The organism is Pinirhizobacter sp. (assembly GCF_036499745.1).
GTDB lineage: Bacteria > Pseudomonadota > Gammaproteobacteria > Xanthomonadales > Rhodanobacteraceae > Pinirhizobacter.
Window position 1 is genome coordinate 67,212 of sequence record NZ_DASYDG010000030.1, and the last position, 13,903, is coordinate 81,114.

Here is a 13,903-nt window from a genome sequence, read left to right on the forward strand (position 1 = left end):
ATCGCTATGCTTGCGCACCACCGCAGGGAGGCACTTTGTGCGCCGGTTATCAGGGCTTGATTTATTACGCGCAGTGGCGATCGTATCGGTCGTGTGTACCCACTCCTGGATCGCCGGAGGCATGGGCAACGGATTTGCCTGGATCGAAACCTATGGATGGATGGGGGTCGACCTTTTCTTCGTCCTCAGCGGCTACCTGATCGGCCGGCAACTCCTGCTTCGATTCAAGGACGATGGCCAGCTCAACCTGAAAGCCTTCTACCGGCAACGTGCCTACCGCATCCTGCCGGCCTACCTGGCCGTGCTGGTGGTCTTCTTCTCTTTCCCGTCCCTGCGCGAGCAACCGGTGATCCAGCCGCTCTGGCAGTTCCTGACCTTCACCATGAACCTGTTCGTGGACCAAAGCACGGGGCATGCGTTTTCGTCGGCGTGGTCACTATGCGTGGAGGAACACTTCTACCTGATATTCCCGCTGGCAGTAATAACCGTGGCACCCCATGCCAGCGCGCGTCGCGTAGCGGCGATCATCCTGGGGCTTTGCGTTGCCGGCATGGTGTGGCGGGGATTGGCCTGGTGGCAGTCGGCGGTACCTTCGGCGGAAGATGGCGGCGTGTGGGAGATGAATATCCGCCGCTACATGGAGATGGTCTATTACCCCACGTACGCGCGCCTGGATGGGCTGCTGGCCGGCATCACCCTTGCCATCGTCAGCGTCTACCGTTCGGTATTCTGGGAGCGTGCCCAGCGACATCCGAACGTGCTTGCACTCGCGGGTGCGGTGGTGGTCGGGATCTCGGTGTGGATCTTCAGCAACATCCTTACCTTCGAAGCATGCGTCTTCGGGTTTCCCCTGCTGTCGATCGGGCTGGCCTTTCTGGTGGTCGCCGCAGCGGCACCCGGCGGTGTGCTGGCGAAAGCGCGCGTGCCAGGCGCAGGTTGGATGGCGGCCGTGTCGTACAGCCTGTACCTGAGCCACAAGGCGGTGCTTAGCCTGGCATTCAAGCATCTGCCTGCCGCCCTTACCCAGCATGGCTTGCTTACGTTCGCCTGCTGCCTGCTCGCCGCGTTGTGTGCTGCGGCGATTCTTCACTACCTGGTGGAACGCCCCTTCCTTCGCTTGCGCGACCGTGCGGCGCGCGGGTCGGTGACCCAGGCGGCGGCGTAGACAAAAGACAGCCAGCGTGCTGGTACTTCAAAAATCCGTCTTGCCGAAGCGTGGCACTCCCTTGTTCTGCCCGGGTGGATCCAGCGTGGACAGATCAAGCTCGATCGGGGCGCCGATCCACGTGGCCAGGGTCGTGTGATCGGCCACATCGTCATCGGTGAGGGGATGAACCAGGGCGGTCAACCCCGACCCTTCCAGGATGCCCATTACCGCTGGCAGCGCTTGCTTCAGATAATGAAATTCGAACTGGGAGATCGGATGGGGGCCTGCCTTCCCATCGCGCAATTGGCCGACAAACAGAAGGGTAGGTATGTCACCCGATTGCTTCATCGCGATCAGGCGAACGCGCAATGCATCGGCCTGGTCGCGCTGTCCGGGCACGTAATAGACGTGTGCGTGGTAAGGGGCATCGGCATCGTTCATTCCACGTCCTTCCAGTCGCCAGGGGTCAAGTGGCCATGATGCACGTGGACGGTCGGCGGATAAACATGGCATATTTTCACCAATTCAGAACCCCTGGGTTTTAAGTGTGAACAAGCTTGCCAGCATGGAGATGTTCGTGCGGGTGGTGGACCTTGGCAGTTTCAGCGCCGCCGCGGATGCCTGCGGCGTGTCGTCCACCATGGTCGCCAAGCATATCCGTGACATCGAAGCGCGCCTGGGCGCGCGCGTACTGCATCGCACGACGCGCCGGCAAACACTCTCCGATGTGGGAAGGCTTTACTACGAGCGATGCAAACAGGCCCTGGCCAGCATCGAATACGCGGAATTGAGCGCCTCGGAATTGCAGGCGAGTCCGCGGGGGTTGCTAAGGCTCACCGCGCCGGTCAGTTTCGGCACGCATAGCCTGGTGCCGGCGCTTGGCCAGTACATGGCCGACCATCCGGAAGTGACCATCGAGTTGACGCTCGACAACGGTCGTCCGCACCTGCTGGACGATGGCTTCGACGTGGGCGTTCTTATCGGTGAGCCAGACGATGCGAGCCTGGTCGCACGCCCCCTTAAGCCTTATCGGCGGATCCTTGCCGCCGCTCCCGCATACCTGGCCAAGCGAGGCCAGCCTGCGCATCCACGGGAACTGGCCGAACACGACTGCCTGGGGCCTTCGTACTGGCGGCGATACGATCATTGGCGTCTTGTCGGACCCGGCGGCGAATCATGCCAGGTAGGTGTGCAGGGCCGCTTTTCCGCCAACCAGGGCAATACCCTTCGCATCGCCGCCTTGAACGGCATGGGCATCGCGCTGCAGCCTGAAGCCGTGCTGGCGGACGACCTTGCGTCAGGCAGGCTCCTGCCGGTGTTACCTGAATGGTCGCTCCTCCCCTCGCCCATGTATCTGGTCTACGCCCAGGATCGCCACCCTACGGCGAAGCTGCGCACGGTGATCGATTTCCTTCTGTCGAGATTTGGCGTCGCTTTCTGAGCGGATGACCCGGCGCGGCAGATCGGCCTATGATCGTGGCCACCGGCTGCCGGAACCGAGCGCCATGAAGCGAATCATTCCACTGCTGATAGCCGGCGTGATGGTCTACGCATCGGCCGCTTCATCCCAGGAGATGCACTCGCATCCGGCACCGGAGAAGCTTGGCAAGGTGACATTCGCCACATCGTGCGCACCGAAGGTTGCCCATGATTTCGAGCGTGCCGTCGCCCTGCTTCATTCTTTTGCCTATACCGCATCCGAAAAGGCCTTCCAGGATGTCGCTATGGCCGATCCCTCCTGTGCCATGGCGCACTGGGGTATCGCGATGTCGTATTTCCACGAACTTTGGAGCCCACCGGGCCGTGAAGAACTCGCCAAGGGCGAGGCGGAGGTCAAACAGGCAAACCGTTTGCCCGTCCGCACTGAACGCGAGCGCCTTTTCATCGCGGCCGTCGCTGCGTACTACCGCGACGCCGATCATGTACCGGCGCCGGTCCGGGCCAAGGCCTATGAAACGGCGATGGGCACGGCTGCCAAACGGTATCCGGCCGACACCGAGGTACAAGTGTTCTACGCCCTGTCGCTGATCGCTACGGCTGCGCCGGAAGACAAGTCGCATGCAAACCAGAAGCGCGCGGGCGCTATCCTGGAACCGATCTATCGCGATCACCCGGACCACCCCGGCGTTGCCCACTACCTGATCCACGCCTATGACAGCGCAGAACTGGCGCCGCGCGGCCTGGCCGCAGCGCGCGCTTACTCGAAGATCGCACCTTCCGCACCGCACGCCCTGCACATGCCATCGCACATCTTTACGCGACTGGGCCTATGGGACGAATCCATCGCATCGAACGTGGCCGCGCGTGCCGCGGCGCATAGCCAGGGTGACTTCGGTGAGGAACTGCATGCGATGGACTACCTTACCTACGCCTATCTTCAGCGCGGCAAACGCGCTGAAGCCGAAGGCGTGGTCCAGTCACTGTCTATGATGAACACGCAGGCTGGGAGCGATTTCAAGGCGGGGTACGCGGCCACCGCCATGCCGGTCCGGCTCGCCATCGAGGGCCGTCAATGGGATGTTGCCTCGAAGCTCCAAGCACAGCCGGGTTCGGCACCGGAAGTGGCCGCCATTGTCTATTGGGCCCGCGCCGTTGCCCATGCGCGCAGTGGAGACGCTCAAGCCGCCGACGAGGACATAGCGAAACTCGAAAGCTGCCGGCAGCAATTGGCGGCCGACGGGAAAACCTACTGGGCCACCCAGGTCGATATTCTCGCCAAGGAGAGCAAGGCCTGGCAGCTGGCGGCACGATCGCATCCCGACCAGGCCGTCGAGGGGCTTCGCCTTGCAGCGGACCAGGAAGACGGCATCGAGAAACTTCCATTGACGCCGGGGCCGATCGTTCCGGCGCGCGAGCAGCTGGGCGACTTGCTGCTGGCGACGCATCGACCCCGGGAAGCACTTCAGGCATACCAGACAGCGTTGGCTGCGGCACCCGGTAGACGCGGGGCGCTTAACGGCGCAGCCCAGGCGGCCGATGCTGTTGCCGACACGCGGACGGCCAGCCAGATGCGAGCGCTTTTATCGAAGTGATGATTCGACGTTTGATCAGATGCGCCCATGCAACGGAAGCCGTCTGGATATCTTTGTGAACTGCGTCAGCAACAACGTCGGCAAGCTGTACTTTGAGACATCTGCGATGGACGCGTCATGTCCCGGGTAACACCATTCGGCACCACTCACTGCCGGAAGGACCCGAGTCATGCATCGAATCATCCCATTGCTGATAGCCAGCACCCTCTCCTATGCGTCTGCGGTCTCATCCCACGAAATGCAATCGCACGGGGGACCGGAGAACGTGGCCGACGTCGGCGAGGTGACGTTCCCAACGTCGTGCGCGCCGAAGGTTGAGCGCGATTTTGAGCGCGCTGTCGCCTTGCTGCATTCGTTTGCCTATACCGCCTCGGAGAAGGCCTTCGGTGATGTCACTGCGGCTGATCCTTCCTGTGCCATGGCCCATTGGGGCATCGCGATGTCCAATTTCCACGAGCTTTGGAGCCCACCGAGCCAGGTAGAACTCGCCAAGGGTGAAGCGGCGGTCAAGCAAGCGTTGACTTTACCTGTCCGGACCGAACGCGAACGCCTTTTTATCGCTGCCATCGCTGCGTATTATCACAACGCGATTCTTATACCGCCCGCTGCCCGGGCCAAGGCCTACGAAGCAGCGATGGCCGCTGCCGCCAAACGCTTCCCGGCAGACGTCGAGACACAGGTGTTCTACTCCCTTTCGCTGATTGGGACCGCTCCGCCGGAAGACAAATCGTACGCAAACCAGAGGCGCGCGGGGGCGATCCTGGAACCGATCTATCGTGATCTTCCAAACCACCCTGGTCTCGCCCATTACATCATCCATGCCTATGACAGCGTGGAATTGGCACCACGTGCTTTGGCCGCGGCGCGCGCGTATTCGCAAATCGCCCCTTCCGTGCCCCACGCCCTGCATATGCCATCGCACATCTTCGTACGGATGGGCCTATGGGAAGAGGCCATCGCATCGAACATGGCCGCGCGCGCAGCAGCGCAGAGCCAGGATGACGTCGGGGAGGAACTCCACGCGATGGATTACCTCATCTACGCCTATCTTCAGAGCGACAAGCGTCCTGATGCCGAAGATCTGGTCAGGTCACTGTCGTTGCTCGACGACGAGTTCAAAAGGGAATACACGGCCACCGTCATGCCCGTTCGTCTCGCCATGGAGGGCCATCAATGGGACGTCGCCCTGGGGCTACGACCACATCCTGCCTCGTCGCCGGAAGTGTCCGCCATTGTCTATTGGGCCCGCGCTGTTGGTCATGCCCGCGCTGGAAACGCCCAAGCGGCCTACCTGGACATCGCGAGACTCGATGCCTGCCGAGAGCAGTTGATTACCGCTGGAAGTACCTACTGGGTGAACCAGGTTGAGATTCTCACCAAGGAAGCCAAAGCCTGGCAGTTGGCAGCGCAATCGCATTACGACCCGGCTATCGACATGCTCCGGGCGGCAGCTGACCAGGAGGACGCCATCGAAAAACTTTCGATGACTCCTGGGCCAGTCATTCCGGCACGGGAACAACTGGGCGATTTGTTCATGGCGACGCAACGACCCCGGGAGGCGCTTGAGGCATATAGGGCGGCCCTGGCGGCGGCGCCCGGCCGACGCAACGCACTTATCGGCGCAGCTAAGGCAGCCGAAGCCATAGGCGACCGCCGGACTGCTAACCAAATGCGGGCGCTGTTGCCGAAGTAAAAATTCAGGAGTTATCCGATGTCCCGGCGGCGAGCTTCAGGTGACCCGCCGGGCTATTGAGCCGTCACCCGCCAGACGGTATTACCCACATCATCGGCGATCAGCAGTGCGCCTTCATTGTCCTGTGCCAGCCCAACCGGCGCGCCATAAAGCTGCGACTCGTCATCCGAATGGAAACCACTGACGACGGTCTCGGGCTTGCCCACGGGCTTGCCATCCTTGAAGGCGACATACACCACCTCGTAGCCGCTCAGCGGCGAGCGATCCCAACTGCCGTGCTCGCTGACGAAGGCACCATCGTGGTATTTCTCCGGCAGGGCATTGTTCTGCGAGAACCACAGCCCCAGCGCGGCAACATGCGAACCGAGCGCGTAATCCGGCTTGATCGCCTTCTTGACCATATCCGGGCGCTGCGGCATCACCCGCGTGTCTACATTCTGGCCATAGTAGCTATAGGGCCAGCCGTAGAACGCGCCTTCCTGCACGGAGGTCATGTAGTCGGGTACCAGGTCGGCGCCGATCTCGTCGCGTTCGTTGGCGATGGCCCATAGCTTGCCGCTCTGCGGCTCCCACTGGAGGCCGGTGGGGTTACGAATGCCCGATGCATAGATACGACTGCCGCCGGTGGCAACGTCCACCTCGAGCACATCGGCACGCCGGTATTCCACGTCCATGCCGTTCTCGGTGATGTTGCTGTTGGAGCCGACGCCGACATAGAGCTTGCTGCCATCAGGGCTCGCCAGCAGTGCCTTGGTCCAATGGTGGTTGATGGTGCTGGGCAGGTCGGTGAACGGTTCGCCGGGCACCGTAATCCGGGTTTCTCCCGCCTGGTAGGGGAATTTCACGATGCCGTCGGTGTTGGCGACATAAAGGAAACCACCGATCAATTGCACCCCGAATGGGGAATTCAGGTGCTCGATGAATATGTGCTTCTCCCACTCACCGCTGCCGCTGGTCTTGCGCAGCAAGGTAATCCTGTTGCCACCCTTCGCCCCCTTTCCCGACTGGTTCTTGACCATGCCGGCGATCAGTTGCTTGGGCGTGGTTACAGGCTCCGTGCCAGGGCCATTGGATTCCACCACCAGGACATCCCCATTGGGCAGGAGGCAAAGCTGGCGGGGGTGGGCAAGGTTGCTGGCGATCTTCTCGATCTTCAGCCCCGCTGCCACCTTCGGCGCCTGGCCCTGTTTCCAGCCGACCCCATCAGGTACCTGCATGGGCGGCACCAGGAAATTCCTCGCCTTGGGTAGTGAAGGATCATTGCCCGACTGCTGCGAGGCATCGAGCGACGCCTTCCCGCTGCATCCGCCAAGGATGGCCGCGCACGCAACGGCCAATACGCCGCGGTAGACAAGCTTATTCATGACCGAAATCCCCCGCGGGCGCCTGCGCGGCGATGATGACGCGGCCGATGGCCAGGAGGATCACCGTGCACACTGAAAGCCACACGCCGGTGGGAATCACCGCATAGGCATCCCGGCTGTGCACGAAGGCATTGATGATCGCAACCACGATGGCTGCAAGATTAAGCCAGAAGTCGAGGCGGTCGGCTCGCAAGGCGGTTCGCCGCGAAGTAATCCAGACCTGCACCAGGTTGACCAGGCGCGGGATCACCGCGAACAACAGTCCGATGACGATCAGCCAGGCAGCGCCTTTTCCCCACTGCACCACGCCGGTGCGGGCATAGGTGATGTCGAAGACCAGCGCGGCAACGAAGAAGCCGAAGGGGATGGGATTGAGAAGCCCGTAAATGGCATTGGCCATGACGGAGCCACGCGATGCAACACGGGAGCTCATGGGCAGATATCTCGTTGGAGGAATGGGAAAGGCGGGCAGGCCACGCACCCTAATCTGCCGGACGTCTAGGTTTTGTCTGGATGCTGGCGCGGATCAGCCACGGCGCCACGTTGGCCCTGGTTACTAGACGCGGTGAATACATAATGCCCCGAGCCGACTCGATAGGCCGATCCGCCCAGGGGCTCGATCCCCCGTTCCTTCACCGGCGGCAGGCCACCCTCAAGTACCGTATCCCCCGCCTTGACGGGCAGGCGAATGTCGGCCGTGGCATTGGCGGGGATGTCGACCGTCAGCTCCAACCCACCTTCAGGAATCTTCTTCCAATGTACGGTAACGCGCCCGCGCACCGTATCCATCCAGGCCGACGCCCATTGAAGCGGTCCATCGATAAAGGGCTCGATACCGATTCGCTCGTAGGCTGGCGCCGCTGGTGTGATGCCTGCGATCTGCTCGTAAAACCATGGGTCGATCGAACCAAAAAGGTAGTGGTCGTGGGACGGTGGCCGCCCCTGCCCGGTTTGTTGCAACTCCCAGGTTTCCCACAATGTGTCCGCTCCGTTGGCAAGCCAGAAGCCCCAGCTTGGAAACGTGCGCTGTCCAGCGATGGCGTGGGCGACGTCGACGTAGCCAGCGTCGGTCAGCACCGGCAGCAGCACAGCCGTGCCCAGCGCACCGGTGTTCAAGTGGTCACCGCGCGCGCGGACGTCGGCGGCGAGTTGATCGGCCACGCGCTGCCCGAACTCCGGCGGCGCCAGCCCGAATGCCAGGGCGATCGCGTTGGAACATTGCCGGTAGCCCGGGTCGGTGCGAGTTCGATAGATGCCGCGGTTGCGGTCGAGGAAGGTGATGTTGAAACGCTCGCGAAGTTCCGAAGCCTGTTTCTTAAGGCCAGGAATATCAGCTGCCCGTCCGAGCACGGCCGCGGATGAAGCCAGGATCTGCAAATCACGGTAGAGGTAGGCGGTAGCCGTTAGCCGCGAATCCTCCGGTGGCTGTGTGTATCCGCCCGGCGCCAGCCAATCGCCGAGGTCGGTCGTGGCCAGTCCCGAAGGATCGAGCCTGCCCATTTCCCATTCGACGTAGCGGCGCACGCCATCGTAGTGGTCGGCAAGCGCGCGACGATCGCCGAACCGGCGATACAGCTCCCACATCACGATCGGGTAGGCTGCCTTCCACTCAGGTCCTTGCGCGTCATATCCCCAGCCGCCACTGGGCACGATCAGGGGAATGCCACCTTCGGTTGTTTGACTGTCGGCGAAGTCATCCAGCCACTTGGCCAGGAAGCGATGGGTGTCGTAGTTGATGGCCATCGACGGCGTGTTGAGTTGCGCATCCGCCGTCCAGCCGATTTTTTCATACATCACATCCACCGCGGGGATGCCGAGCAAGTGGTGCCCAACGCTTCGATTCACCATCGCGTGAATCTGGTTGTACAGATAACTGGATGAGGAGAATCCACCCGTGGCTCGAACCGACGATCGCACTTCCTGCCCGCGTAACATGGCCAGCCCGGGCGCATGATCCAGGCCAGTGACCTCGATATAGCGGAAGCTCTTGTGACTGAAGCGCGCGTGCCAGGTCTCGATGCCGCCCCCTCGCAGCACGTATTCGTCGGTCTGGAACCGCCCGCCGTGCACGTAACCCTGGTCCAGGTTGACAGTGCCATCGGCCTTCAGTTGTTGCGCGTACTTGAGGATGATGCGGGCGCCGCGCTCACCGTCGACGCGCAAGTGGGCCCAACCACCCAGTGTGCGACCCATGTCGAAGACGTACACGCCGGGCCGCGGCTCGGAGATCGAAACGGCATCCACAGTCTCAAGCTCACGGATCGGCTCCATCGATTGCGCAACCAGCCGCCCCCTGGGCGGATCCATTGCCATCACCGGGAGCCAGTTGTCGTCATGGAAATCCAGTTGCGACCACCCTGGCTGCACGGCGCGTGCATCGTACGTCTCGCCGGCGTAGAGGGAATCGAAGCGGGTTGGACCATCGGTTGTCCGCCAATCCATGTCGGTTGCCACCACCAGGCGCGTGCCGTCGATATAGGTAACTTCCAGTTGCAGCAGCAGCCGTGGATCGCCATGCCAGGCTGCCTTCGTCCACGCCCATGCCGTCGACGTCCGCAACCCGAAGAAACCGCGCCCCAGCTCGGCACCGAGCGCGTTACGTCCTGGTTTGAGCATGTCGGTAACGTCGTGCGTTACATACAGCACGCGCTTGTCGTAATCAGTGCATGCCGGATCGAGCACGTGGTCACCCACTCGTTGGCCGTTGAGTTCGAGCTCGTGATAACCGACACCCGCCACATAGACTCGAGCGTGCCGGACCGGCTTATCCAGCGTGAACTCGCGGCGCAGTAGCGGTGCGGGAGATTCGCCCGCCGACGCCTCCTGGGCGCCGCGCCCGATCCAGCGCCCCGTCCAGTCGTCGGGCGACATCAGCCCCATCTCCCATCCGGCCGGATCGCTCCAGGCCGAGCGACGCCCGTCCTGGTTCCAGACCTGCACCTTCCAGTAGTAACGCTGGCGAGCCTGCAATGGTGGTCCGGCATAGTCGATGTCGACCGAGGATGCCGAGTTCACCCGGCCACTGTCCCACACGTCGGCCCGGTCTTGCGCCAACTGGATTTGCGACGTGGCAACGAGGACGCGATAGGCACCCTGGCGAGCGCCGCGTTCCCGGGAGGAGAGTTGCCAACTCAACCGCGGCCCCGGCACGTCGACACCAAGAGGATTGCAAGCAGACTCCGTCTTCAGGTTTCCGGGAACAAGATCGCCCCGCGGCACCGCGGCATAGGCAGGCAGGAACGGGATGACGACGGCCGCGGTAGTCCCGGCGGCAAGGGTAAGGAACTGCCGACGTGTGACGCCATGTCGGACCAGCTCGAACGTGTCCATGCCTACCCTTGATTATCCCAGGATCATCTTCAAGGCTGTCAGCCTGGCTTGGCGTAGAACACGTAGGTCGCGGTATAGGGCACGCCCACTTTCGTACCGGCCCGGACCGGTGGCTTGGCGGGCGCCGCTCCGCCGTGCGTCGATATCCGTTGAACATATTCGACCTTGCCCAATACCCCGGGCGCGGGGTCGGCCACGACTTTTACTAAGAGCCAGGGAATATCGTTGGAAGCCTGCTTCGCAGGCACGGTTACAACCTGCGTACTGGTGTCACGTGAAATCTTGCTGCCGTCGACGGCTTCCCAGGACGGTCCAGCATAGTGATGGATCACATGGCCGGCCCCCTTCAACTCTGCCAGGGGCGCCTCGAGTGTCCATTGGGGAGACGCGCCGGCGGCAGCCTTACTGGTATAGATCTGAACGCCCCTCGCTTCAGCCTTGAAAGCGACGGTGTATCCGCCGGGTGGGTTCAACGCGGGCGGCACCGCTTCTGCAGCTCGTGATGCCGAAATGCCGGTGACGAGCAACATGGCCGCCGAGACGAGGGTTGAGATCTTGTGTTCAGTCATGGAGTTTCCTGGGCAGAAGGTATTTCAGACCCCCGTTTACCTACCAAATGCGCACCCGCGCCGCGGGCGCCAGATACAAGCGATCGCCGGCCTTCACCCCGAAAGCCTCGTACCAGGCATCGATATTCCGGAAGGGGATATTTACGCGCTCCGGATAGGGTGAGTGCACATCGTCCGTTACCTGGTTGCGTAGTTCCTCCGGTGTCTTCTTGCCACGCCACAAGCGAGCCCACGCAAGGAAGAATCGCTGGTCGCCGGTAAAGCCGTCCAGCGTGGGCGCTGCCTTGCCCGCCAAAGCGCGGTGATACGCGTCCAGGGCCAGGGTAACACCGCCGAGATCGGCGATATTCTCGCCCATGGTCTGGTCGGCATCGATGTGCATGCCGGGCACCGGTTCCGTGGCGGCGTATTGTCTGCCGAGCGCTGCGGCACGCTGGGCAAATGCGCGGCCGTCGGCCCTGCCCCACCAGTCGCGGAGGCGGTTGGCCGCGTCCATGTGGCGGCCGTCGTCATCGAAGCCGTGTGTCCATTCGTGGCCGATGAATGAGCCGAGTGCGCCATAGTTCCCAGCCGCATCGCCTTTCGGTTCAAAGAGCGGTGGCTGCAGTAACGCCGCCGGGAACTCGATATTCAACGCCTCGCCATTGTTTGCATCCACCGTCTGCGGGGCCTCGTCCCATTCGGTGGGGTCTACTGGTCGAGTGAGCCGACCCAACTCGTAGTGCCAGTCGACGGCTGCGGACCGCAAGACGTCGCCGACCAGGTCGTCGTCACGAATCACATCGGGGGCGTCCTGGCGCCAATGACCGGGGTATCCGATGTTCACTGTGTAGGCGTCGAGTTTTCGCAGGGCTTCGGCCCGTGTTCCGGGCGACATCCATGCCAGCTTGCCGATGCGATCACGGTAGGCATCGCGTAGCTCCTGGATCATCGCCCGCACGCTGTCACGCGAGGATGCCGGGAAATACTTCGCTACATAGAGTTGCCCGACGCTCCAGCGCAGGCTTCCGAAGCACACGGATGGATCACCGGGGCAGCCACTGCCCGCAATGGCCTGGACGGCGAGCCGCCAGGGATCTGGTGGTGCCGATTGTCCGGCTAGCGCCGTTCCCCGGAAGCGGAACCATGCGTCGGTGAAGTCGCTGGACAACAACGGTGATGCGTGATCCAGGATCCGTGCGGCCTGCCAGGCTTCGATAGTGGACAATGGTGTTGAAGCGAACAGTTTGGCGACGTTCGGAAACGCAGCCTTCTCCACTACCACCAGGTGGGCGTCGCCGGGAACGCCAGAGGCCTGGAGGAAGTGCCGCCACGGAAACCCCGGCGCCAGGCGTTCAAGGTCGGCGGGTGTCACTGGGTTGTTCGTTGACAGTACATCGCGCTGCTGCGCCTGGTTCCAACTGGCCCTGGCCAGCGCCGTTTCGAAGGTAAGGACGCGGCGAGCTGAGTCCTCTGGCGCCGGCCAGCCGATGCGCGCGAGCGATGCGGCAAGGTATGTGCGATAGGCCGAGCGCTGTGCGGCGAACCGTTTGTCGAGATAATAAGCGCGATCAGGCAGCGCGGTGCCGGAAAGGCTCAAGAACACAGCCGCATGTGTCGGGTCGCGATGGTCAACATCCACGGTGAGCCCGAACAGCGATCCCTCGAAACTCATCGGCGCGCGTCCCATCAAAGCCGCCTGTGCGTCTTTCGTGGTTGCCTGGCGCACGCCGTCGAGCAATGGCTTGATGGGTTGCCAACCCAAAGCATCGCGTTTTGTCTGGTTGAGGTAGGCGCGATAGTACGCACCTACTTTTTCGGCGGCATTGGCAGGCTGGTGAACTGCGACTGCGGCCTCCGCCTGCATCAGTTCATGCAATTGCGCGGTCGTCCTGTCAATCATGTCCTGAAGCGTGCCCACGTCGGTGTGGTCGTGCGGCATGGACGTCGTGTCGAGCCAATGGCCGTTGGCATAACGGTAGAAATCGTCCCCTGGTCGTGCGGCGGGATCGCCGCCATCAGGGGTCGTTATCGCTACCGGTTCATGAGCGGCCACCCTTGCCGTCGTCAGTACAAGGAGAAGAGCCGAAAGCGCGAGCCTGGGCGCCTTGCTCATGGTTGCTTGACGTCAATCCGGCGCGCGGATGTGTTCCTCATTCCCTGCCCTTATTCCCTTGATCAGGAACGAGTGTCGCGCAAGGCCTCGCCGCGCGGCAAGCGCGCAGGATCTCACGATAAATCGAACTCCATCGCAAACCCTTCCCGCCAGCTTGGTACGCCGGGTGTCCAGTTCACGCCATGGTGGACGAGACCTAGTTTCCCCCGACCGGGAGCATCTGGATCAACGGCTGGCTCTCTTCCTCCAGCAGGTAATTAGCGACGAAGGTCGCCGGACCATCCACCGGGTCGAAGTGTTCGATCACGGTATCGGCTGGTTCGAAGATGGCAGAACCCGCGGGGTAATGCCGCGCTTCCTGGCCCTGCACCTGGAATAGGATAGTGCCCTTGACCACATAGCAGATGACGGGAGCCGGGTGCCGGTGGCGCCCTGTAGGTTGCCCTTCGACCAGCGTGATTTCCTTGACCTCTACCCTGCCCACCCGGGTTCCCGCCGCCAGCGATGCCGACAACAACGGTTTGCGTACGATGTCGCTGGTCCCCTTGCCTGCCATCTTCTTCATGACCCACCTCTTTTCTGTCGGAACCTGATCGACGAGGGCTACGACCTCGCCATCCGCGTGGGCGACCACGCGCTTTTCCCTTCGACCGGCATATCCTGGCGAGGGTGC

General features: G+C 62.4%; 11 protein-coding genes. 4 read left to right on the forward strand and 7 right to left on the reverse strand.

Annotated elements, in window-relative coordinates; all coding sequences use genetic code 11:
• Positions 1 to 37 precede the first annotated feature (37 nt).
• On the forward strand, positions 38 to 1,165 hold the full coding sequence (locus VGM61_RS10525) for an acyltransferase (protein ID WP_331522760.1): 1,128 nt from the start codon (positions 38 to 40) through the stop codon (positions 1,163 to 1,165).
• 27 nt (positions 1,166 to 1,192) lie between these two features.
• Here the strand turns inward: VGM61_RS10525 and VGM61_RS10530 are convergent, their stop codons facing one another.
• Complete coding sequence (locus VGM61_RS10530) at positions 1,193 to 1,588, reverse strand: DOPA 4,5-dioxygenase family protein (protein WP_331522761.1); 396 nt, start codon at positions 1,586 to 1,588, stop codon at positions 1,193 to 1,195.
• Positions 1,589 to 1,694: 106 nt separating this feature from the next.
• On the opposite strand from VGM61_RS10530, the gene VGM61_RS10535 reads away from it, so the two are divergent.
• From VGM61_RS10535 to VGM61_RS10545, 3 genes are all read left to right on the forward strand, one after another.
• Entirely contained in the window at positions 1,695 to 2,588 is an 894-nt protein-coding gene (locus tag VGM61_RS10535) for a LysR family transcriptional regulator (protein WP_331522762.1), read from the forward strand.
• Between the two features lie 64 nt (positions 2,589 to 2,652).
• Positions 2,653 to 4,179: a hypothetical protein gene (locus VGM61_RS10540; RefSeq protein ID WP_331522763.1), complete on the forward strand. Its 1,527-nt coding sequence runs from the start codon at positions 2,653 to 2,655 to the stop codon at positions 4,177 to 4,179.
• Between the two features lie 169 nt (positions 4,180 to 4,348).
• On the forward strand, positions 4,349 to 5,872 hold the full coding sequence (locus VGM61_RS10545) for a hypothetical protein (protein ID WP_331522764.1): 1,524 nt from the start codon (positions 4,349 to 4,351) through the stop codon (positions 5,870 to 5,872).
• Between the two features lie 53 nt (positions 5,873 to 5,925).
• On the opposite strand, the gene VGM61_RS10550 is transcribed toward VGM61_RS10545, so the two are convergent.
• The 6 genes from VGM61_RS10550 to VGM61_RS10575 all read right to left on the reverse strand — a co-directional run bounded on the left by VGM61_RS10550 (position 5,926) and on the right by VGM61_RS10575 (position 13,795).
• Positions 5,926 to 7,236 carry a sorbosone dehydrogenase family protein gene (locus VGM61_RS10550; RefSeq protein ID WP_331522765.1) on the reverse strand — a complete coding sequence of 437 codons (1,311 nt, stop codon included), beginning with the start codon at positions 7,234 to 7,236 and terminating at the stop codon, positions 5,926 to 5,928.
• Positions 7,229 to 7,669 (reverse strand): DUF2231 domain-containing protein, encoded by a 441-nt coding sequence (locus VGM61_RS10555; RefSeq protein WP_331522766.1) that lies wholly within the window; start codon positions 7,667 to 7,669, stop codon positions 7,229 to 7,231. The genes VGM61_RS10550 and VGM61_RS10555 overlap by 8 nt, the downstream gene beginning before the upstream one ends.
• Positions 7,670 to 7,734: 65 nt before the next feature.
• Positions 7,735 to 10,566 carry a family 78 glycoside hydrolase catalytic domain gene (locus VGM61_RS10560; protein WP_331522767.1) on the reverse strand — a complete coding sequence of 944 codons (2,832 nt, stop codon included), beginning with the start codon at positions 10,564 to 10,566 and terminating at the stop codon, positions 7,735 to 7,737.
• A gap of 38 nt (positions 10,567 to 10,604) precedes the next feature.
• Positions 10,605 to 11,135 carry a DUF3455 domain-containing protein gene (locus VGM61_RS10565; protein WP_331522768.1) on the reverse strand — a complete coding sequence of 177 codons (531 nt, stop codon included), beginning with the start codon at positions 11,133 to 11,135 and terminating at the stop codon, positions 10,605 to 10,607.
• A 40-nt stretch (positions 11,136 to 11,175) separates the two neighbouring features.
• Positions 11,176 to 13,230, reverse strand: a complete 2,055-nt coding sequence (locus tag VGM61_RS10570) for a M13 family metallopeptidase (RefSeq protein WP_331522769.1) — start codon at positions 13,228 to 13,230, stop codon at positions 11,176 to 11,178.
• Positions 13,231 to 13,426: 196 nt separating this feature from the next.
• A complete protein-coding gene (locus VGM61_RS10575) occupies positions 13,427 to 13,795 on the reverse strand; it encodes a cupin domain-containing protein (RefSeq protein ID WP_331522770.1) in 369 nt (122 codons plus the stop codon).
• Positions 13,796 to 13,903 lie beyond the last annotated feature (108 nt).

Coding starts and splice junctions, on each gene's coding strand:
- VGM61_RS10570 (WP_331522769.1), bottom strand. CDS start 13,230: ATGAGCAAGGCGCCCAGGCTCGCGCTTTCGGCTCTTCTCCTTGTACTG.
- VGM61_RS10550 (WP_331522765.1), bottom strand. CDS start 7,236: ATGAATAAGCTTGTCTACCGCGGCGTATTGGCCGTTGCGTGCGCGGCC.
- VGM61_RS10575 (WP_331522770.1), bottom strand. CDS start 13,795: ATGAAGAAGATGGCAGGCAAGGGGACCAGCGACATCGTACGCAAACCG.
- VGM61_RS10540 (WP_331522763.1), top strand. CDS start 2,653: ATGAAGCGAATCATTCCACTGCTGATAGCCGGCGTGATGGTCTACGCA.
- VGM61_RS10555 (WP_331522766.1), bottom strand. CDS start 7,669: ATGAGCTCCCGTGTTGCATCGCGTGGCTCCGTCATGGCCAATGCCATT.
- VGM61_RS10565 (WP_331522768.1), bottom strand. CDS start 11,135: ATGACTGAACACAAGATCTCAACCCTCGTCTCGGCGGCCATGTTGCTC.
- VGM61_RS10560 (WP_331522767.1), bottom strand. CDS start 10,566: ATGGACACGTTCGAGCTGGTCCGACATGGCGTCACACGTCGGCAGTTC.
- VGM61_RS10545 (WP_331522764.1), top strand. CDS start 4,349: ATGCATCGAATCATCCCATTGCTGATAGCCAGCACCCTCTCCTATGCG.
- VGM61_RS10530 (WP_331522761.1), bottom strand. CDS start 1,588: ATGAACGATGCCGATGCCCCTTACCACGCACACGTCTATTACGTGCCC.